Consider the following 19002-nt stretch of genomic DNA (forward strand, 5'->3'; position numbering starts at 1 on the left):
CCCCGCCAAGAGGACGACGGACAGAGGACGGCCCACACCATCCCCTCCCGGCACCTCGCCGTCGACGCCCCCTCCACCCACACCCCCCCGCTCTTCCCCCTCCCCCCCCCCCCCCACCCCTTCGACACCTACCGGGCGTACGGGGTGCCGGTCGTCCTGGCCACCGACGACCCCGGAGTCTCCCGCACCGACATCAGCCACGAGTACCAGTACGCCGCCGAGACCTACGGCCTCACGTACCCGGAGCTCAAGGACCTGGCCCGCGCCTCCCTGCAGTACGCCTTCCTTCCCGGCGACAGCCTGTGGCAGGGCAACCCCACCCGGAACGGCTACCGTCCGGTCGCGGCCTGCGCCGGGCAGCTCCCCGGCAGCGGGCGGGCGCCGGGCGCGGAGTGCCGAGCGCTGCTCGGCGCGAGCGCGAAGGCGGCGGTGCAGTGGCGTGAGGAGGCCGCGTCGGTGTCGTTCGAGCGGACGTTCGGCCGGGCCGCGACCTTGAAAGCGGGGGCGCCATAGGCCGAGTGTCGACTGCGGCGCCGTGGGGGCTGGTCGCGCAGTTCCCCGCGCCCCTGACAGGGCGCTGCCGGGCCACGAGCTTGAAAGCAGGGGCGCCATAGGCCGAGTGTCGACTGCGGCGCCGTGGGGGCTGGTCGCGCAGTTCCCCGCGCCCGTGACGGGGCGCTGCCGGGCCGCGAGCTTGAAAGCCGGGGCGCCATAGGCCGAGTGTCGACTGCGGCGCCGTGGGGGCTGGTTGCGCAGTTCCCCGCGCCCGTGACGGGGCGCTGCCGGGCCGCGAGCTTGAAAGCAGGGGCGCCATAGGCCGAGTGTCGACTGCGGCGCCGTGGGGGCTGGTTGCGCAGTTCCCCGCGCCCCTGACGGGGCGCTGCCGGGTCCCCTTAGTCTGCACGGGTGACCGACACCCCCGAGCTCACCCTGCTGTCCCGAGTCGCCTGTCGTGGGCGGGAGATCACCGCGCCGCGGCTGCGCGGGCTGCTGGCGCTGCTGGCGGCGGATCTGCGGACCGGCTGCAGTACCGGGCGGCTGGTGGAGGGGCTGTGGCCGGACGAGCTGCCGGAGCGGCCGGGCAAGGCGGTACAGATCCTGGTGTCGCGGCTGCGGTCGCAGCTGGGTGCCGAGCTGGTCGTGAGCACGCCGACGGGGTACCGGCTGGGACTGGACGAGACGCAGGTCGACAGCTCCACGCTGCTCGTGCACGAGGCGGCGAGCGCCGAGCGGGCACGGGCGGGCGACCAGGAGGGCTCCCTGGCGAAGGCCGCGGCCGGGCTGGCCCTGTGGGACGGCAGCGTGGGCGCCGGGACGGGCGAGGAGCTGCACGACCCGGTCGCGGCGCTGCGGGCGGACCGGCTGCGGGCGTACCGGTCGCTGGTGCGCTCGCACGCCCTCGCGCTCGCCCGGCTGGGCCGCCGGGCCGAGGCGACCGCGCCGCTGACCGAGCTGAACCGGGAGCTGCCGCGGGACGAGGAGGTGCTCGCGGAGCTGCTGCGCTGTGAGGCCGCAGGCGCCGGGAGGGCCGCGGCGCTGGCCCGGTACGACGGCTACCGGCGCCGGCTCCGGGACGAGCTGGGCAGTGATCCGGGGGCCCGGCTCCGGGCCGTGCACCAGGAGTTGCTGAGCGCGGACGCGGCGCCGGTCCGGCACGGGGTGCCGCACGAGCCGAACCCGCTGCTGGGGCGGGACGCCGACGTCGCCGCCGTGGCCGGGCTGCTGCGCGCCGCCCGGGTGGTCACCGTGGTCGGCCCCGGCGGGCTCGGCAAGACCCGGCTCTCGCACGCGGTGAGCCGGGCGGCCGAACAGCCCGTCGTGCACTTCGTCACGCTGGCCGGTGTCACCGGCGACGACGTGGCCGACGAGGTCGCCTCGGCCGTGGGCGGCGGGGAGGGCCGCCAGCTGCCGGGCGGCGGCAAGGACGCGGTGAGCGGGATCGTCGCCGCGCTGGGTCCGGGCCCCGCGCTGCTGGTCCTGGACAACTGCGAGCACGTGCTCGCCGGCGCCTCCGCGCTCGTACGGGAACTGGTGTCGCGGTCGAGGGAGCTGCGCGTCCTGGCTACCAGCCGGGCCCCGCTCGGGCTGACCTCGGAGTCCGTGTACGCCCTGCCGGAGCTGTCCCTGGCGACCTCCGTCGAGCTCTTCGGGCAGCGGGCGCGGGCCGCCCGCCCCGGGGTGGAGCTGCCCGCGGACCGGGTCGCCGAGATCTGCCGGCACCTGGACGGGCTGCCGCTGGCGGTGGAGCTGGCGGCGGCCCGGGTGCGGGTGCTCTCGGTGGCCGACATCGCGCACCGGCTGCGGGACCGTTTCGCGCTGCTGCGCGGCGGCGCCCGGGACGCCCCCGAACGGCACCGCACGCTGCGGGCCGTGGTCGAGTGGAGCTGGAACCTGCTGGAGCCGGAGGGGCGGGCGGCCCTGCGCGCGCTGTCGGTGTTCCCGGGGGGCTTCGCCGCGGACGCGGCGGAGTACGTGCTCGGCGAGACCGAGCCAGGGGCCGGGACAGGGGCCGAGGGCGACGGCCGGGACGCGACGGAGCTGCTGGAGCAGCTGGCCGGCCAGTCCCTGGTCAAGGTGGGCGAGAGCGCCGCCGGGGTGCGGTTCCACATGCTGGAGACGCTGCGGGAGTTCGGTGCCGCCCGACGGGCGGAGGCGGGCGAGGACGAGGCCGTGACGGGCCGGTTCCTCGCCTGGGCCCGGGACTTCGGCCGGGCCCACCACGCCGGGATGTACGGCACCGACGCACCGGCCGCCTTCGACCGCGTCCGGGCCGAGCAGGACAACCTGGTCCTCGCGCTGCGGCACGCCCTGGCCCGCGCCGACGGGCCGGCCACCGCCGCCGTCACCGCCGTACTGGCCTCCCTGTGGTCGGTCGGCAACAGCTACACCCGGTTCGTCACCCTCGCCGCCGAGACCGGCGGGCCGCTGTCCCACTTCCGCCCGGGCCCCGGGCACCCCGAGGACGTGGAGACGGCCCGGAGCGCGGCCGCGGTGTGCGCGGCCGGCCTCTTCATGGGCTACGGCCCGCACGCCGTACGCCAGCTCGTGACCCTGCGCCGTCTGCCGCCCGCCCCGGCGGACACCGTGCCGCGGGCGCTGGCCGCCGTGCTGTGCGCGGTCCCCGACATGCGCCCACCCGGGTACGCGCGGCTTGAGGAGCTGTGCGACGCGGACGAGCCGCTGCTGGCGGGCCTCGCGGCGGGCGTCGCCAGCTACCTGTGGGAATCGGCCTACGAGACGGAACGGGCGCTGCGGTACGCGCGCCGGATGCTCGCCGCGGTGGGGGCGCTCGGCAATCCGGTCATGACGCTGCTCAGCCACGGCCGGATCGGCGAACTGTGCCTCAAGACGGAGCGCGGCACGGAGGCGTACGACCATCTCCGGGCCGCCGACGCGCTCAGCGGGGCCGGTACCTGGTCGGACGCGATCGGCGTCCGCTACGGGCTGGTGTCGGCCTGTCTGCAGCGCGGGGACATCGAGGAGGCGGAGTACTGGCTGGGCCGCGCCGCCCCGGACCGGCAGCCGGACGTCGCGCAGGCCTTCAGTCCCGAACTGCTGCAGGCGCGGGCGGAGATAGCGCTGGCCCGGGGGCTGACCGAGGTCGGCCTCGGCCTGTGGCGGCAGGCGGCGGCCGGGATCCGGGAGGCGAGTGCGCTCGCCGCCGACGACCCCTTCCTGGACTCGTGGTCGCTGCAGGTGCAGGCCGCCGCGCTCGCCGCGCACGCGCAGCACGGCCGCGTCGAGCCGGTGGCCGAGCTCGCCGCGCACCTGCGGCAACGGCTGCTCGGCATGCTGTCCGGCGGCGCTTCCGGCGCCGGGGACCTGCTGGAACTGCCGGTCTACGGCTCGGTGCTGCTCGCGCTCGGCCACGCCGGGGTGGCCGGGGGCGACCCGGCGGCGGTGCGGCTGCTGGCGCTGGCGGAGGTACTGCCGGTGATGCGGGACCTGCCCACGCTCTCCTCGGCCCGGTCCCGTCGGGTGGCCGAGAACGCGGACGGGGCCGCGTACGCCGACGCGAGGTCGGAGTACGCGGCCCTGGGGCGGGATCAGCTGCGGGTGGCGGCCCGGCAGGCGCTGCACGAGGTCACTGCCGGGGCTCGCGGCTGAACCGCGCCCTGGACCACAGGTAGCCGAGCACGCTCAGCCCCACGCCCCAGCCGAGGGCCAGCAGCGCGTTCTTCGTGCCGATCTCGCTGCCCAGCAGCAGGCCGCGCAGGGTCTCGATGAAGGGCGAGAACGGCTGGTACTCGGCGAACCAGCGGAACCAGCCCGGCATGGCGTCCACCGGCACGAAGGCGCTGGACAGGAAGGGCAGCATCACCAGCGGGGTGCCGATGTTGCTGGCGCCCTCGGGGTTGGGGCTGATCAGGCCGATGCCGACCGCGAGCCAGGTGAGCGCCAGGCTGACCAGGGCCAGCAGCCCGGCCGCCGCGATCCACTCCACAGGCGACGCGTCGGCCCGGAACCCGATGGCGAACCCGATGCCCAGGACCACGACCAGAGCCGTCATCGTCTGGATCACGCTGCCGACCACGTGGCCGATCAGCACCGAGGCGCGGGAGATCGCCATGGTGCGGAACCGGGCCATGATGCCCTCGGTCATGTCGGTGCACACGGCCACCGCGGTGCCGAGCGAGGTCATGGCCACGGTCAGGAAGAGGATGCCGGGGACGAGGTAGGCGACGTACTCGGACCGGTCGGCGTGGCCGCCGGTGATGCCGGCGCTCATCACGTTGCCGAAGACGTAGACGAACAGGAGCAGCAGGATGACCGGGGTGAGCAGCAGGTTCAGCGTGAGGGAGGGGTAGCGGCGGGCGTGCAGGAGGTTGCGCCGCAGCATGGTCAGGTTGTCGCGGAGGGCGTAGGAGGCGGTGCTCATCGGACGGTCTCCTTGTCGGTCGAAGTGCCGGCCGGGGTGCCGGTCGAGTTGCCGGTCGAAGTGCCGGTCGAGGCAACGGGGTTGCCGGTCAGGGCGAAGAACACGTCGTCCAGGTCGGGGGTGTGCACGGAGAGTTCGTCGGCCTCGATGCCCGCCGCGTCGAGCCAGTCGAGGATGGCGCGCAGCTCGCGCTGGGTACCGCCGCTGGGGATCTGCAGGGCGAGGGCCTCGTCGTCCCGGGTGGTCTCGCGCAGTTCGGTCGCGGCCCGCTCGTAGGCCGCCGGGTCGGAGAACCGCAGCCGTACGTGGCCGCCGGGCACCAGCCGCTTCAGCTCCTCGGCGCTGCCCTCGGCGACGAGCCGGCCGCCGTTGAGCACCGCGATGCGGTCGGCGAGCTGGTCGGCCTCGTCCAGGTACTGGGTGGTGAGGAAGACGGTGGTGCCGCCGGAGACCAGCTCCCGGATGATCTGCCACATGGTGTGGCGGGAGCGCGGGTCCAGTCCGGTGGTCGGCTCGTCGAGGAAGATGATCCGCGGGCGGCCGACCAGGGTCATGGCGATGTCGAGGCGGCGCTTCATGCCGCCGGAGTAGGTGGACGCGGGCTTCTTCGCGGCCTCGGTGAGGTCGAACCGCTCCAGGAGGTCGGCGGTGACCTGCCGTCCCTCCCGCTTGGACAGGTGGTGCAGGTCGGCCATGAGGAGCATGTTCTCCTCGCCGGTGATCAGTCCGTCCACGGCGGAGAACTGGCCGGTGACCCCGATGGCGGCCCGTACCTTCTGGGCCTCGGCGGTCAGGTCGTGCCCGGCGATCCGGGCGGTGCCGCCGTCGGCGGAGATCAGGGTGGACAGGATGTTGACCGCGGTGGTCTTGCCGGCGCCGTTCGGCCCGAGGAGCGAGAAGATGGTCCCGGCGGGCACCCGGATGTCGATGCCGTCGAGGACGGTCTTGTCGCCGTAGGCCTTGCGCAGCCCGGTCGCCGCGATCGCGAGTTCGCGTCCGTCTCGGCGTTCGTGTCCGTCTCGGCGTTCGTGTTCGTCTCGGCGTTCGTGTTCGTCTCGGCGTTCGTGTTCGTCTCGGCGTTCGTGTTCGTTCGTCGTCATGCCGCAGAGCGTGCCGCCGCGGCGGTTCAGCACGGCTTCAGCCGGGTTTCAGCGGTGCCCGACGCGGTTCCATACCTGTCCCATAGGAATGGTGGTTAAGGTCCGCCCCATGGATGCCACCCTTCCGATCGTCGTCGCGGGCGCCCTGGTCGGCTTCGCCGTGGGGCTCACCGGCATGGGCGGCGGGGCGCTCATGACGCCGATCATGGTGATGGTGTTCGGGGTGAATCCCACCGCGGCCATCGGCAGCGACCTGGCCGCGTCCGTGTTCATGAAGCCGTTCGGCGCGCTGGTCCACCAGCGGGCCGGGACCGTGCGCTGGGACCTCGTGCGCTGGCTGCTGCCGACCGCCGTACCGGCCGCCTTCGGCGGGGTGTTCCTGCTCCGGGCGCTCGGCGACGGCGACGGCCTGGAGCAGCGCGTCAAGTACGTCGTCGGTACGGCGCTGATGCTCGCCGTCGCCGGCATGCTCGCCCGCATGTGGCTCGACCGCCGCCGCACCGCCGCGTCCGGGGGCGCCGGGGAGGCCGGGGAGGACGCCGAGGTCCCCGTGCGGCCCGTGGCCACCCTGCTCATCGGGCTGGTGGGCGGGGTGATCGTCGGGATGACCTCGGTCGGCTCGGGCTCCCTGATCATCGTGATGCTGATGCTGGCGCACCCGCGGCTCAGGGCCAACCATCTCGTCGGCACGGACCTGGTGCAGGCCATCCCCATGGTGGCCGCGGCCGCCCTCGGCCACCTGCTCGTCGGCGACGCCGACCTGGGGCTCGCGGCGACGCTCCTGATCGGTGCCGTCCCCGGGGTCGTCGCCGGCTCCCTGGTCTCCAGCCGGGTCTCGGGCTCCGCGGTGCGCTGGGCGCTGGTCGTGCTGCTCACCGGCTCCGGCCTTTCGATGCTGAAGGCGTCGTCCACCGTCATCCTGCTCGGCTGCCTGGCCATGACCCTGCTCGGCACGCTCACCGCCGTACGCGACCGGCGCCCGGTACGCTCCGCGGCCGCGGAGACGGCGGACACGGTGGAACTGGCGGGCGCCCCGGGCCCCAGGTGACCGGGGGCTCCCGACTCGCGGGCCTCACCGCTCCCGCGCGACCATGGGCAGGAGCCGAGTCGCCCCCCAAGGAGCGGGCATGAGACGGAACCGACTGTTCACCCCGGCCGCGGTACTGGGCGCGGCCGTCGCCCTGGGCCCGGCACTGCCGCACACCGCGGCGGCCACCCCCGGCCAGACCTGCTCGTACGTGACATCGGGCTACCAGCCCACGCTCGGGTACGGCGCCACCGGAGCCGCGGTCCGTCAGGTGCAGTGCCTGAGCAACGCGTGGGGCGGGCAGCCGCCCCGGCTCGCGACCGACGGGGTCTACGGCACGGCCACGCAGCGGAAGATCGAGTGGATCCAGACCTGCCACGGCCTGCCGGCCAGCGGAGTCGTCGAGGGCCGCACCTGGCACGTGCTGTACCACCCGGCCCTGGACTGCTACGTCCCCTACCCGTCCTGAGCCGCCCCCGCCCGTCTCTCCGGCTCCCCCGTTAGGGTGTTGTTAAAGAAAGCGCAAAAACCCAGCGGGACGAGACGACGAGACCGGGGAGACAGCCTTGGGGGCTCCACGCCTGAGCAGGACGCCGTTGCCGGGAATCGGGGTGCGGTACGACCTCGCCACACGCGAGCAGGACCGGGTGTCCGTGGTCGCGCACCGGGACGGTTCGCGGATCCTGAGCGCCTACCGCCGGGACGATCCCGACGCCTGCGCCCTGTCGCTCAGGCTGTCCTCGGGGGAGACGGCGGCGCTCATCGACGCGCTGATGCCGACGCACCACAGCCCGAACCTGCTCTCCACCACCGACCTGGGGCTGGTGGCCGAGCGGATCGAGCTGTCCGCCACCTCGTACTGGAACGGCCGGCTCCTCGGCGAGACGCGGATGCGGACCGAGACCGGGGTGTCCATCGTCGCGGTGCTGCGCCGCGCCGAGGCGGTGCCCTCCCCCACGCCCGGCTTCCGCCTCGCGGGCGGCGACACGCTCATCGTCATCGGCACCCGCGAGGGCGTCGACGCGGCCGCCTCCATACTCGGGCGGGAGTGAGTCGCCGTGCACGACTCCTCCGTGTTCCTGATCGAGTTCGGTGCGATCATCCTCGGCCTCGGCCTGCTGGGCCGGCTCGCCGGGCGCCTCCGCTTCTCGCCCATCCCCCTCTACCTGCTGGCCGGGCTCGCCTTCGGCGAGGGCGGGCTCTACCCGCTCGGCACCAGCGAGGAGTTCGTCGCGATCGGCGCCGAGATCGGCGTCGTCCTCCTGCTCCTCATGCTCGGCCTGGAGTACACCGCCAGCGATCTCGTCTCCAACCTCAAGACCCAGTACCCGGCGGGTCTGGTGGATGCCGCGCTGAACGCGCTGCCCGGCGCCGCGATGGCGCTGCTGCTCGGCTGGGGCCCGGTGGCGGCCGTGGTGCTGGCCGGTGTCACCTGGATCTCCTCGTCCGGGGTGATCGCGAAGGTGCTCGGGGACCTGGGCCGGCTCGGCAACCGGGAGACGCCGGTGATACTGAGCATCCTGGTCCTGGAGGACCTCTCCATGGCCGTCTACCTGCCGATCATCACCGCGCTGCTGGCCGGCGTGGGCCTCGCGGCGGGCAGCCTCACGCTGGCGGTCGCGCTCGGGGTCGCCGGACTGGTCCTGCTGATCGCCGTCCGCTACGGCAGGCACCTCTCCCGTTTCGTCTCCAGCGACGACTCGGAGAAGCTGCTCCTGGTGGTCCTCGGCCTGACCCTGCTGGTCGCGGGCATCGCGCAGAAGCTGCAGGTCTCCGCCGCGGTGGGCGCCTTCCTGGTGGGCATCGCCCTCTCCGGCGAGGTGGCCGAGGGCGCCCACCACCTCCTGGCTCCCCTCCGCGACCTGTTCGCCGCCGTCTTCTTCGTCTTCTTCGGCCTGCACACCGACCCGTCGAGCATCCCGCCGGTGCTGCTGCCCGCGCTCGCCCTGGCGTTCGTCACCACGCTGACGAAGATCGCCACCGGTTACTGGGCCGCGAAGCGCGCCGGGATCTCGGCCAGGGGCCGCTGGCGGGCCGGCGGCACCCTGGTCGCCCGCGGCGAGTTCTCCATCGTCATCGCGGGCCTCGCCGTCACCGCCGGCATCGAACCCTCCCTGGGCCCCCTGGCCACGGCCTACGTCCTGATCCTCGTCATCGTCGGCCCCCTCACCGCCCGCTACACCGAACCCCTCGCCCGACGCGTCACCCGCCGCTCCCGTCCCGAACAGCCCCTCGCCCTGCCGGCCCGGGCCACCCCGGTCGACGACCAGGACACGGTCGGCCGGACGTGAACTCCAGCGGAGCGCCTACATCGACGCGCCGGTCACTATCCCCAGCAGGGTGAGCGTGAAGAAGGTCGTGCCCCAGGCCAGCGCCAGGCGTATGCAGCGGTACTTGGTCCAGGTGATCCGGGACAGGGCGGCCAGTTGGGTCAGGTCCCGGGCGAGGGGGTCGGTGCGGCGGACGGTGTGTTCCAGCTGGGCCGCCGACCTCGCCAGCCGCACGTCGCCGAAGTAGTGCGTGCGGGTGCGGCGGGGGCTTCCCAGCCGTGGCGCCACGGCCAGGCCCAGCAGCACGAGGGCCGGTACGCAGGCGGCGGAGCCCACCCAGATGAGCAGTTGGGGGACGACCGGGTAGAGGCGGGGGGCGATGATCCCGCTGCCGATCGCCCCCAGCAGGGCGGTCAGGGCGGCGCCCAGGGACGCCAGCAGCAGGCCCGCCTTGTTGTCGGCGCGGACGAGTTCCTCCCGTGCCTCGGACAGCAGGACCCTGGCGAGTGCCGCGCCGCGGTCGGTGGGCGCGGTGCCGGTGCCCGGGTCCGGGCCGGTACCGCCTGCGGATGTGGTCATGGTCCCCCTGGTCCCCTTCCGTTCCGTCGGTTCTGGCCGTCGGTTCTGTGCCGTCGGTTCCGTTGTGCCGGCTCTGTCCCGCCGCCTCTGTCCCGCCGGTTCTGGTGTGTCGGTTCTGGTGTGTCGGTGCCGGACGGCCGCCCCGGGGTCCGGGGCGGCCGTGGTGACGTGTGGCTGACGCGATTGCGTCAGACCGTCGACGAGCGGCGGATCTCGTCCTCCAGCGCGTTCACCGCCTGGCGGACCCGGATGTTCATCGCCGCCGTGTGTTCCCGGAAGGACGCCTCCGACTCGGCGCGGTGGCGCCGGACCTCCTGCTCGATGGTGTCCTGTGCGATCTCCAGGTCCGCGAGTGCCCGGCGCTCGGCGAGCCGCACCTGTTCACCGTGAATTTTGACCGCGCTGTTGCTCTCGCCGGTGAGCATCCGGTCGTACGCGGTCTCGCCGGTCAGGTACTTCACCAGCACCGGAAGCACGTCGATGAGGACGAACAGCAGGCGGACCAGCCAGATGCCCACGAACAGCACCGGGTTCCCGCTCGCGAGCTCGTCGAGCGCCCGGATGCGTTCGAGGACGCCGATCTCCTTCTGCTTGGCGCGTTCCTCGGCCAGCCGCTGCGCGATGCCGTGGTCCCGTGCCTTGAGGAACGCGCCCCGGGACGAGGTCAGTTCGCCCTCGATCTTCGAGATGCGGGTGTTCATTCCGGCGAGCCGCCGCTCGTTCTGGGCGGTGCGGTGGGTGCTCCGGTAGTCCCGCGCCTTGTCGCGCAGCCGCAGGCATTCGGACGTCCGCTGGTACAGGCCGGTCGCGGCGATCCGGACCAGCCGCCGGCACTCGTCCCGCACCTCGGAGTCGATGGCCTCCAGCCTGGTGGTGTCCTGGTCCACCCGCTTCTGCAGGGTGTCCGCGTCCGAGCGCAGGGCGGTCAGTTCGTCGACCCGGTCGCCGGGTGTGGCGCTGAAGGAGAGGACGTACCTCGTGTCACAGCCCGCGGGGGCGACGGTGCGCGTCGTGGCCGGCACGGGGTTGCAGCGCACCAGGTTCGTGCGCAACGCGTCGACGGTGTCGGTGCGTTCGTCCTGGACGCGTTCCTCGATGGCCGTCTGGAAGATGCGCAGCACCAGTGGTTCGGCGATCACCGCGCCGAGCATCAGGGCGACGAGCAGCCGGGTGAGGAGGGGGCCGAGCCGGCGCCGTGCGTTCGGCTGCGGTGTGACCAGCCAGCGGTCCAGGTTGAGCACGAACAGCATCCAGATGACCGTCGGCAGCAGGGCCACCACGGAGATCCGGCCGAGCGCCTCGGTCGCGAAGTTCCACATGGAGAACGCCGCGATGACGGAGGTGCCGAGCACCACCCCGCCCAGCGCCGTGTACTTGCTCCGCTCGTACCGGACCCTGGACAGCAGCTCCTCGTCGACGCCGGTCAGGGTGCGCAGCCCGCGTGCGGCGTCGAGGCCGATGCGGTGTCCCGGGAAGTCAGTCAACGAGATCGTCCTCGTCCTTGACGAAACCCCCCTGCGGGTCGTGCTCCCGGCCCGCCGCCGGGCGGCCGGGGCGGGCCTGGCCCGACTCGACCATGCGGGCGGTGTCCGCGTCGGCCCCGAGGCCGGGTGCGGACTGGCCGCCCAGCTCCCGCAGGACCTGGTCCAGCATCTGGTGGTAGTCGACGTACTCGCTGCCGGCCGCCTGCCGCAGCAGGGTCAGCAGCATCTCGCGGCGGAGCTGCGCGTCCGTCGTCTCCAGCAACCGGGCGTGGGCACGCTCCTCCGTCTCGGCCTGGTGGCGGCGGGCCGACTCCTCCGCGGTGGCCCGGTGGATGCGGGCGGCCGCCGCCGTGACGTCGATCTCCTGGCGGGCGATGCCGAAGGCGTCCACGTGGTCGGATCCCTGCGCGAGCAGCTCCGCGATCCGGCGGGCGTCCTGCGTCTCGAAGTCCCGCTGTCCCTTGCGCAGTTCCCAGGAGCGCCGCTCGTCGCGGAGCTTCTGCTCCCAGTTCCGCAGGTCGTCCGAGGCGTACACCTCGGCGTTGACGAACTCGACGCTCATGCCGGCGACCCGCGGCGGCACGATCGCGCTGTAGGCGGTCATCCGGTGGCCGGCCTCGGTGCGCACCGCGTTGATCTCCTCCACGCGGTGTCCTGCGCTGACTCTCGGCAGGTCGCTGTCGCCCATCAGGTAGGCGCGCAGCGGGACGGTGACGTCGATGATGCCCTGCCGGGCGATGACGGTCGGGTCGGTCACCTGGCAGGTGAAGGACGCCCGCATCGTGAAGTTGTCCGCCTCGCTGACCGAGGGCAGCGGGCGCTCCACGTCGACCAGGCGGGCCCGGGTGTCGACGATGCTGACGGAGGAGGCGTCGAGCACGTCCGGGTGGGACGGGTCGAAGACCATGCCCTCGGGGAAGGTGCGGTAGTTCCCGCCGACCCTGAAGACGTGAACCGCGCCCGGCGGCAGCGGCGGCACGTCGTCACGGCGGCGGCGCCGAGACCACCAGGTGCCCTGGACCGTGGCCAGGATGTGCTCGGCTATGACCGGGTAGTTCACTTGCTTCGGCCTCCTTGAGCGGAAGTGAAGGGACGGGTGGAGGTGAGGGGCGCGGTAGCGCGCCGGGGGTCGCCCGGTGCCCGGCCGCGCAGTGAGCCGATGAGGACCTGCGCCAGCTGGTGGGCACCGGGGATCGCGTAGTCGGGGTGGCGCAGCGCGATGGACAGGTGGCGGCCCAGTGCCGCCCACTGCCGCGCGGTCATGGCGTTCCGCATGACCTCGCCGAGTTCGCGTACGGCGCCGGTGACGGACGGGTCGTCCCGCAGCTGCACCAGGGTCCGGCACAGCGCGGTGACGGCCCGGCTCCGGTTGCTGCTGTGCAGGACGTCCGCCCACAGCGATCCGAGGTGCCGGACGCTGTCCGGGACGGTGCGCAGCAGTGCCGCGGTGACGGGCTCGTCGGCCTCCAGCCGGCTCGCCTCCAGGAGCTGGACGGCGGCCCTGAGGGCGATCGACCGTTCCCGGGAGCCCGGACCCGACTTCGCGATGACGGTGCGTACGAACCGGAGGATCAGCAGGGCCCGCTCGGGGTCGGCTTCGGCGGTCTGCAGCAGCAGGACCAGGGAGCGGCGGGCCGAGAACGCGACCCGTTCGCCGCGGTTGGCCAGGAACCACAGCGTCTTGAGCGCCTCCAGGCGGTAGAGCGAGCCGAGCCTGCCGGTGAGCGCCATGGCCGCGGTCACCGCACGGCCGGCGCCCCGGTTGTCCACCCAGCTGATGACGGTGCTCAGGGCCTGCGGGGCGAGGTGCTCGACGTCGCACATGAACTGGAGGGTCAGCGCCGCTGTCACCCGCTGGCTGGTGATGCCGTCGGACCACACCGTCAGCAGGTTCTCGTCGACCTCGACCAGGGCGTACCGGGCGAGCAGGGCCACGCCCCGGGCCACCTCGGTCCGGGTGTCCAGGTCGCCGTGCAGGGCCAGGTCGCCCAGCCACTGGCGCAGCGGGTACCAGAGTTCGTAGCCGTAGAGGTCGTACAGCTCCGCGATGACGAGTTCGCGGATCCGCGGCGAGGCGAAGACCAGACATCGCTCGCCGCGACCGGCGCCCCGGCCCGGCCTGACCCGGTACTCGGTGGTCACGAGCTCCACCGCGCGTTCCCGCCAGCGGGCGCGGGACTGCCGGGCCACCGTACCGGTGAGCGGCGCGGCGGCCGGGCCGGCCGGTTCGGCGGCCGGTGTCTCGCCGCTCTGCTCCCAGTTGCGCACATGGGCGGCGAGCGCGGCGCACTCCTTCTCCAGCGTCCGTTCCGGAATGCCCTCCAGGAACGCCAGGGCCGCGAGCGCGAGCAGGTCGTCGGCGTCCGGCCGCCTGCCGAACCACTCCCGGACCTGCTCCCGGTGTCGGTCACGCAGGATGTCCAGCGCCACCTCGGCGCCGTCCCGGGACAGGGCCACGGCCGCCGCGACGACGTCGGCCGGGCGGCGCTGTTCGCCGACCCGCTCCAGCAGCTCCCGCTCGGTGTCCGGCGCGAGGCCGGCGTGCGGCAGCCGTGCCCTGCAGTGCTCGAACAGCTCCCCGGGGTCGGGAGCCTGCCACGGCACGCAGTGGTCCCGCAGCGCCAGCCGCCGGCTTGCCGCGTCACCGGCCGTGATCACCAGGTACGAGCCCTTGCGGCCGAGTTCCTCGCTCAGCCGCCCGACCTCGTACGACTGCACGGCCTCGGGGCGCAGCTCGCCCACGTAGTCGAGGATGACGTACCCCTGCCCCGGCCTGAGCTCGCGTGAAGCGGCCAGTTCGGCGAGGGCGTTGGCGGGCGACAGGCTGCGCAGCGCGGCCTCCTCGCCGAGGACCGTCCGGAGCAGGGCGAGGGCGCCCGCGCCGCGGCCGCAGTTGTCCTGGCCGGTCAGCACGACGAGGGCGTTCTCGCGCAGGGTGCGCAGCGCGTCGTCGAAACAGGGCCGCGGCGGGACGTAGAACCGCAGGGCCCGGTCGGCCTCGGCGGGCTCGATGGTGCCGGGCGAGAGGCCCGGCGACGAGGCGGCGCCGAAGCCGAACGCGGCCCCCGTGGCCTCGACGACGCCGTAGAAGTTGTTGTTGACGAGCTGCTGGACGCGGCGCAGATCGTCGTAGCCACGGCCGTCCTCGTCCCGCTCGTCCCGCTCGTCCCGCTCCTTGCGCCGCTCGGCGGCGTCCCCGCCGGAGTCGGGGCCGAGCACCGGCTCCGCCGCCTCGGCCGCCTCCGGCCCCGGGCCGCCCGCGCCGTCCTCGTCGGCGGGTGGCGGTACGGCGGGCCCGTCGTCCGGGCCCGACAGGTCAGCCATCGGTGCTCCCGAAGCCGAAGACGGCGCCCCGGGCGTCCACCGAGCCGGTCACGTTGGTGACGTTGACCTGGTGGGCCCGGTACTCGTGGCTGACGCCGGCGCCCGCCGTGCCCGCGGCGGCCGGACGGGGCCGGTCCGCCGCGGGCTCCCCCGGCACCGGAGCCGCGGGCTTCCCCTTACCCGCGGTTCCGGGTTCCTGTGCGGCGGTGGTGGCCGGGGTGCCCGGCGTGGGCACCCGCAGCCATGCCGCGGCCTCGTACTCCTTCACCCGTACGGTGACCCGGGTGAAGTCCGCCGTGGTCAGGGAGGTGTGACCGCCCATCACCAGGGACCGGTGGACGTCGTCGGAGAGCAGCACCGCCAGGTCCGCCTCCGGGTGCGCGGCCAGGGCGTCGTAGAGCGGGCGCGCGGTCAGCAGGCGGGCCGTGGCCACCACGGCCGAACCCGCGAAGCCGTTTTCGGCCAGCTCCACCAGCCCCTGGTGGATCACCGCGCGCAGCCGCAGCCGGGCCTCGGGCACCCGCTGCGCGTTGTGGTGGCGCAGCTCGGCGACGAGATGGCGGACGTAGTCGTCGACCAGGCGCGGCTCACTGCCGTCCTGGGGGCACACCGCGAGCTGCTCGTCGCCGGTGCGCTGGATCTGCCACCCGGAGCGGTCCAGGCCCGCGCGGGTCGCGGCGCGGTCCAGGAGCCGGGGCAGGTCGTGCTGGAGTTCGGACTGGTTGCGATCGTTCCTGCTGCCGTAGGCCTGTGCGTCGACGGCTATACAGGTGCAGGGACGGAACCCGGGCCACTCAGCCACCCGATCATTTCCTCTCTGGGCAGGACATGGGCGGACACTGCCCACGAAGTGCTGTCCGAGAGGCTAGGAGAGAGCGCGCGAGGTGATCCCGTATCACTACGGGTTGTCGGCAACGACTTTGGCGAATTCAAGCAGTTTCGGAACGTCACAGATGGTTATGTTGCGGTAACTGCGCTCCACCAGTCCCATGGCCGTCAGAGTTGCCAGATTCTTTTCGGCCGTGGTGAGCCGCAGGCCCGCCAGTGACGCGAGTTCCGTCTGGGTGAGCGTCACCCCGAGGTCGCACCGTTTTCCGTCGCCGTCCGGCGTGGGCTGTGCGTAGGCCCGGCTCAGCTCGGCCAGTACCCGGGCCAGCCGGGTCAGGGAGTCGTAGGCCTGGAAGTCGATGCGGCGCCCGTTGGCCCAGCGCAGCCGGGCGCAGAGCATGTGCAGGATCGCCCGCATGGCGTCCGGGTGCCGGGTGAGGAAGGTCTCCAGCGTCCCCACCTGGACGATGTGCGCGCTCACGTCGCTGCAGGCGATCACGGTGCCGGACCGGGGGCGCTCCTCGAAGGCCGCCATCTCGCCGACCAGGTCACCCGCTATGCGGACGGCGAGCAGCATGTCGTACCCGCTCTCCGCGCTGGCGACGACCTTCACGACACCGCTCGTGATCAGCAGCACGTGCCGGCTCTCGTCGCCCTGCTGCAGCAGGGTGCGGTGGGCCGGGTAGGTGATGGGGGTGCCCTGCGCGAGCAGTTCCGCGCGTGTCGTGTTCCGTAACCGGCCGAGAAATGTGGACGGCGCCCACGCGTGATTCACCAACAACCCCCGACGATCCCGACCCGTGCCGCGGCGCCCCGTTCAAGCGCCCGACCATGCTGCCGTCGAGGGATGGTGCGGCCGACGGGCATGACGGCATGTGGCCTGTTTTTCTCGCTTCACAGCCGGAATTGACCGAATGGGTACCACTTAAAGACGAGCTGTGGTCGACCACTGCAGCAGAAAGCGCAGGGCCTCCTGGGACGGAGAGCCGGGGGCTGGGGTGTAGGCGATGAGTTGCTGGTCGGGGTGGGTGTCCACGGAGAACTGGTGGACGTCGAGGGTGAGGGGGCCCGCAAGCGGGTGCAGGTAGGTCTTGGTCAGTTACCGGGGGCCGCGAACCTGGTGGGTGGACCACCAGGTGCGGAAGTCCTCGTCGTGGATGGTCAGTTCGGCGACGAGGGCGGTCAGGGCGGGGTCGCGGGGTGAGCGGCCCGCCTCCATGCGCAGGACCGCCACGCATTCACGGGCCGCGCGCGGCCAGTCCGCGTAGAGCGCGCGGACGTCCTGGTCCGGGAACGTGAGGCGGATGAGGTTGCGGGCGGCCGGCGGCAGCGCCGCGAGGTCGAGGAGTTCACCTGGGACAGCGTCGGCCGCATCGTCGGCTTCGACGCCTTCCACGCCCTCGAATTGCTTGCCCCACGCCCGCTGTTGATGATCGCCGGACGGGAGGCGGTGACCTCCTGGATGAGCCTGGCCGCGTTCCACCGGGTGACCGGCCCCAGGGAACTGTTCTGGATCGACGGCGCGACACACGTCGGCCTCTACGACCGGGACGAGTACGTCACCCCGGCCGTCGCGAAGCTGGCCGCGTTCTTCGGGGAGCGGTAGGCGGGAGGGCGGTCCTGCGGGCGTCAGTTGTTCCAGGTCTCGTCGTACGGGTCCGCCGGGGTCGGGATCGGCTTGGCCTCGGTGACCCGGAGGTACGGGATCGGGCCGTTGTTCACCGGGTCACGTGTCTCGCGGGTGGTGTACGTGCCCGTCACCTGGAGCCAGCCGTCCGGCCGGAGCACCGGCGGGATCTTCCCGGTCAGGGTCACCTTCACCGGCTGGGCGTCCGCCGCGCAGCAGTTCAGCGCCATCCGGACGAGATACGGGGTGCCGGCCGAGTCGACGGCCACGAAGCCGGCGATCCGGACCCGGTGGCCCGCCAGCGAACGCCCGTGGTCGTAGACGGCGCGTCCCGCGTAGTCGACCAGGTTCAGCGGTATCGGGTCGGACGTGGGCAACGTGTTGTAGCCGTAGGGCTGTTGCAGGGCCGTACCGGTGCGCATCGCGCTGTACGAGCCGAGCGCGGGCGGCGCGATGAGGATCAGGGCGAGGAGCGGGAGGACCAGCAGCCAGGAGATGCGGGGTTCGCGGTGGACGTGCCCCTCGGGCCCGGTCTCCGCTACGGCTTCCCCTACGGCGTCGGGTACGGCTTCCGGTACGCCCTCCTGCGCGGCTTCCTTGTGCCTGCGGGCGCGCCGCCACTCGTACCACGCCGTCGCCAGCGCCGAGACGATCAGGACCGCGCCCGCCGCCAGCAGCAACGGCTGCAGCCCCGCCTTGACGTACCGGAGATAGAGGCCGGTCGTGCCCGCGTGCAGCAGGGCCGCGCCGACCAGGAACATCACCGCCGCCTGCGCCTGCCGGTTCACAGCAGCACCGCCCCGGTCAGGACCGCCCCCGCGATCGCCGCCGCGAAGGTGGCCGGGGCGAAGCGCAGGGCGAAGCCGCGGCCGAAGGTGCCGGCCTGCATCGCGAAGAGCTTGAGGTCGATCATCGGGCCCACGATCAGGAAGGCCAGCTTCGCGGTGAGCGAGAACTGGGTGAGGGAGGCCGCCACGAACGCGTCCGCCTCGGAGCAGATGGACAGGAGGACGGCCAGGACCGACAGGGCGAGGATCGCGACCACCGGGTTGGCGGCCGCCGTGCGCAGCCACTCCGCCGGGGCCACCGCCTTCAGCGTCGCCGCCGCCATCGCGCCGAGGACGAGGAAGCCACCCGCCTGCATGGTGTCGTGCCGGACCGAGGACCAGAACGCCTCGCCCTTGGTCTCGCCATCGTGGTGCGCGTGGGCCGGCAGGCGCAGCCAGTCGGTGCGGCCGAGCCGCTGCCACAGCCAGCCCATCGCGCACGCCACCAGCAGGCTGCCGGCGAACCGGCCCACCACCATCTCGGGGTTGCGCGGGAACGCGACCGCCGTCGCCGTCAGCACGATGGGGTTGATCGCGGGCGCGGAGAGCAGGAAAGCGATGGCCGCGGCCGGGGTGACGCCCCGGCGGACCAGGGCGCCGGCCACCGGCACCGAGGCGCACTCGCAGCCCGGGAGCACGACACCGGCCAGCCCGGCGACCGGTACCGCGAGGGCCGGGTGGCCGGGCAGGGCGCGGGCGAAGAAGGAGGGCGGGACGAAGACAGCGATCGCCGCGGAGAGCAGCACGCCGAGGACCAGGAACGGGAGCGCCTGGACGACCACCGCCACGAACACCGTCATCCAGCTCTGCATCACCGGCTTCGACAGCGCGCCGCGCACCGGGCCCTGGAACATGACGACCAGGAGGAGGAGCAGGGTCAGGGCCAGCGGGGAGTTGAGGTGCCAGCCCTTCCGGCCGGCCGGCCTGCCGCCGGCGTCGGCGCCGGGCTTCCCGCCCTCGGGCGCGGCGCCGGGCGGGGCGGCTTTCTCGGTGATGGCCACGGGTCGGATACCTCCGGCACTTCGGTCAGATCCAGGATTGTGCTCCCTCCCCTTCC

Annotated in this window: 16 protein-coding genes and 2 pseudogenes; 7 read left to right on the top strand and 11 right to left on the bottom strand. The window is 73.3% G+C overall.

The genetic code is table 11. The annotated features are described in order from the left end of the window. A pseudogene (locus tag ACZ63F_RS25975) lies at positions 1-513 on the top strand (adenosine deaminase); the annotation flags it as partial. A gap of 393 nt (positions 514-906) precedes the next feature. Beyond that, positions 907-4107 carry an ATP-binding protein gene (locus ACZ63F_RS25980; protein WP_469714069.1) on the top strand — a complete coding sequence of 1067 codons (3201 nt, stop codon included), beginning with the start codon at positions 907-909 and terminating at the stop codon, positions 4105-4107. Here the strand turns inward: ACZ63F_RS25980 and ACZ63F_RS25985 are convergent. After that, positions 4085-4879: an ABC transporter permease gene (locus ACZ63F_RS25985; protein WP_352361253.1), complete on the bottom strand. Its 795-nt coding sequence runs from the start codon at positions 4877-4879 to the stop codon at positions 4085-4087. The genes ACZ63F_RS25980 and ACZ63F_RS25985 overlap by 23 nt on opposite strands. Further along, a complete protein-coding gene (locus ACZ63F_RS25990) occupies positions 4876-5979 on the bottom strand; it encodes an ATP-binding cassette domain-containing protein (protein WP_469714071.1) in 1104 nt (367 codons plus the stop codon). Before ACZ63F_RS25990 ends, ACZ63F_RS25985 begins: the two co-directional genes overlap by 4 nt. 109 nt (positions 5980-6088) lie before the next feature. Here ACZ63F_RS25990 and ACZ63F_RS25995 point away from each other — a divergent pair, with 109 nt between their 5' ends. From ACZ63F_RS25995 to ACZ63F_RS26010, 4 genes are all read left to right on the top strand, one after another. Further along, on the top strand, positions 6089-7027 hold the full coding sequence (locus ACZ63F_RS25995) for a sulfite exporter TauE/SafE family protein (RefSeq protein WP_469714073.1): 939 nt from the start codon (positions 6089-6091) through the stop codon (positions 7025-7027). Between the two features lie 79 nt (positions 7028-7106). Then, a complete protein-coding gene (locus tag ACZ63F_RS26000) occupies positions 7107-7475 on the top strand; it encodes a peptidoglycan-binding domain-containing protein (protein ID WP_469714075.1) in 369 nt (122 codons plus the stop codon). A 97-nt stretch (positions 7476-7572) separates the two neighbouring features. Beyond that, positions 7573-8058, top strand: a complete 486-nt coding sequence (locus ACZ63F_RS26005) for a cation:proton antiporter regulatory subunit (RefSeq protein ID WP_351956467.1) — start codon at positions 7573-7575, stop codon at positions 8056-8058. Positions 8059-8064: 6 nt separating this feature from the next. Further along, positions 8065-9297: a cation:proton antiporter gene (locus tag ACZ63F_RS26010; RefSeq protein ID WP_469714077.1), complete on the top strand. Its 1233-nt coding sequence runs from the start codon at positions 8065-8067 to the stop codon at positions 9295-9297. A 15-nt stretch (positions 9298-9312) separates the two neighbouring features. On the opposite strand, the gene ACZ63F_RS26015 is transcribed toward ACZ63F_RS26010, so the two are convergent. The 7 genes and pseudogenes from ACZ63F_RS26015 to ACZ63F_RS26045 form a co-directional block, all read right to left on the bottom strand. Beyond that, the gene (locus ACZ63F_RS26015) at positions 9313-9855 is read right to left on the bottom strand and encodes a Pycsar system effector family protein (protein WP_351956469.1); all 543 of its coding nucleotides are present in this window, start codon (positions 9853-9855) and stop codon (positions 9313-9315) included. Positions 9856-10043: 188 nt separating this feature from the next. Further along, entirely contained in the window at positions 10044-11339 is a 1296-nt protein-coding gene (locus tag ACZ63F_RS26020) for a DUF4407 domain-containing protein (protein ID WP_469714079.1), read from the bottom strand. Beyond that, complete coding sequence (locus ACZ63F_RS26025) at positions 11332-12399, bottom strand: hypothetical protein (RefSeq protein WP_469714081.1); 1068 nt, start codon at positions 12397-12399, stop codon at positions 11332-11334. The genes ACZ63F_RS26020 and ACZ63F_RS26025 overlap by 8 nt, the downstream gene beginning before the upstream one ends. Then, complete coding sequence (locus tag ACZ63F_RS26030) at positions 12396-14663, bottom strand: hypothetical protein (RefSeq protein ID WP_469714083.1); 2268 nt, start codon at positions 14661-14663, stop codon at positions 12396-12398. The genes ACZ63F_RS26025 and ACZ63F_RS26030 overlap by 4 nt, the downstream gene beginning before the upstream one ends. Beyond that, entirely contained in the window at positions 14656-15465 is an 810-nt protein-coding gene (locus ACZ63F_RS26035; RefSeq protein ID WP_469714085.1) for a hypothetical protein, read from the bottom strand. Before ACZ63F_RS26035 ends, ACZ63F_RS26030 begins: the two co-directional genes overlap by 8 nt. 96 nt (positions 15466-15561) lie before the next feature. Next, positions 15562-16266 (bottom strand): Crp/Fnr family transcriptional regulator, encoded by a 705-nt coding sequence (locus tag ACZ63F_RS26040; RefSeq protein WP_469714547.1) that lies wholly within the window; start codon positions 16264-16266, stop codon positions 15562-15564. A 150-nt stretch (positions 16267-16416) separates the two neighbouring features. Continuing rightward, positions 16417-16974 (bottom strand): annotated as a pseudogene (locus ACZ63F_RS26045) (MmyB family transcriptional regulator). Here ACZ63F_RS26045 and ACZ63F_RS26050 point away from each other — a divergent pair. Next, the gene (locus tag ACZ63F_RS26050) at positions 16921-17097 is read left to right on the top strand and encodes a hypothetical protein (protein ID WP_469714566.1); all 177 of its coding nucleotides are present in this window, start codon (positions 16921-16923) and stop codon (positions 17095-17097) included. The pseudogene ACZ63F_RS26045 and the gene ACZ63F_RS26050 sit on opposite strands and share 54 nt — an antisense overlap. Positions 17098-17120: 23 nt before the next feature. On the opposite strand, the gene ACZ63F_RS26055 is transcribed toward ACZ63F_RS26050, so the two are convergent. Continuing rightward, on the bottom strand, positions 17121-17906 hold the full coding sequence (locus tag ACZ63F_RS26055) for a TIGR03943 family putative permease subunit (RefSeq protein ID WP_469714087.1): 786 nt from the start codon (positions 17904-17906) through the stop codon (positions 17121-17123). Beyond that, positions 17903-18946 (bottom strand): permease, encoded by a 1044-nt coding sequence (locus tag ACZ63F_RS26060; RefSeq protein WP_469714089.1) that lies wholly within the window; start codon positions 18944-18946, stop codon positions 17903-17905. Before ACZ63F_RS26060 ends, ACZ63F_RS26055 begins: the two co-directional genes overlap by 4 nt. Between the last annotated feature and the right edge of the window lie 56 nt (positions 18947-19002).

Source organism: Streptomyces sp. NPDC104761, assembly GCF_055583445.1.

Excerpts from the sequence above, each read along its gene's own strand:
- ACZ63F_RS25985 (WP_352361253.1), bottom strand. The coding sequence starts at position 4,879 with ATGAGCACCGCCTCCTACGCCCTCCGCGACAACCTGACCATGCTGCGG.
- ACZ63F_RS25990 (WP_469714071.1), bottom strand. The coding sequence starts at position 5,979 with ATGACGACGAACGAACACGAACGCCGAGACGAACACGAACGCCGAGAC.
- ACZ63F_RS25995 (WP_469714073.1), top strand. The coding sequence starts at position 6,089 with ATGGATGCCACCCTTCCGATCGTCGTCGCGGGCGCCCTGGTCGGCTTC.
- ACZ63F_RS26000 (WP_469714075.1), top strand. The coding sequence starts at position 7,107 with ATGAGACGGAACCGACTGTTCACCCCGGCCGCGGTACTGGGCGCGGCC.
- ACZ63F_RS26015 (WP_351956469.1), bottom strand. The coding sequence starts at position 9,855 with ATGACCACATCCGCAGGCGGTACCGGCCCGGACCCGGGCACCGGCACC.
- ACZ63F_RS26030 (WP_469714083.1), bottom strand. The coding sequence starts at position 14,663 with ATGGCTGACCTGTCGGGCCCGGACGACGGGCCCGCCGTACCGCCACCC.
- ACZ63F_RS26050 (WP_469714566.1), top strand. The coding sequence starts at position 16,921 with ATGATCGCCGGACGGGAGGCGGTGACCTCCTGGATGAGCCTGGCCGCG.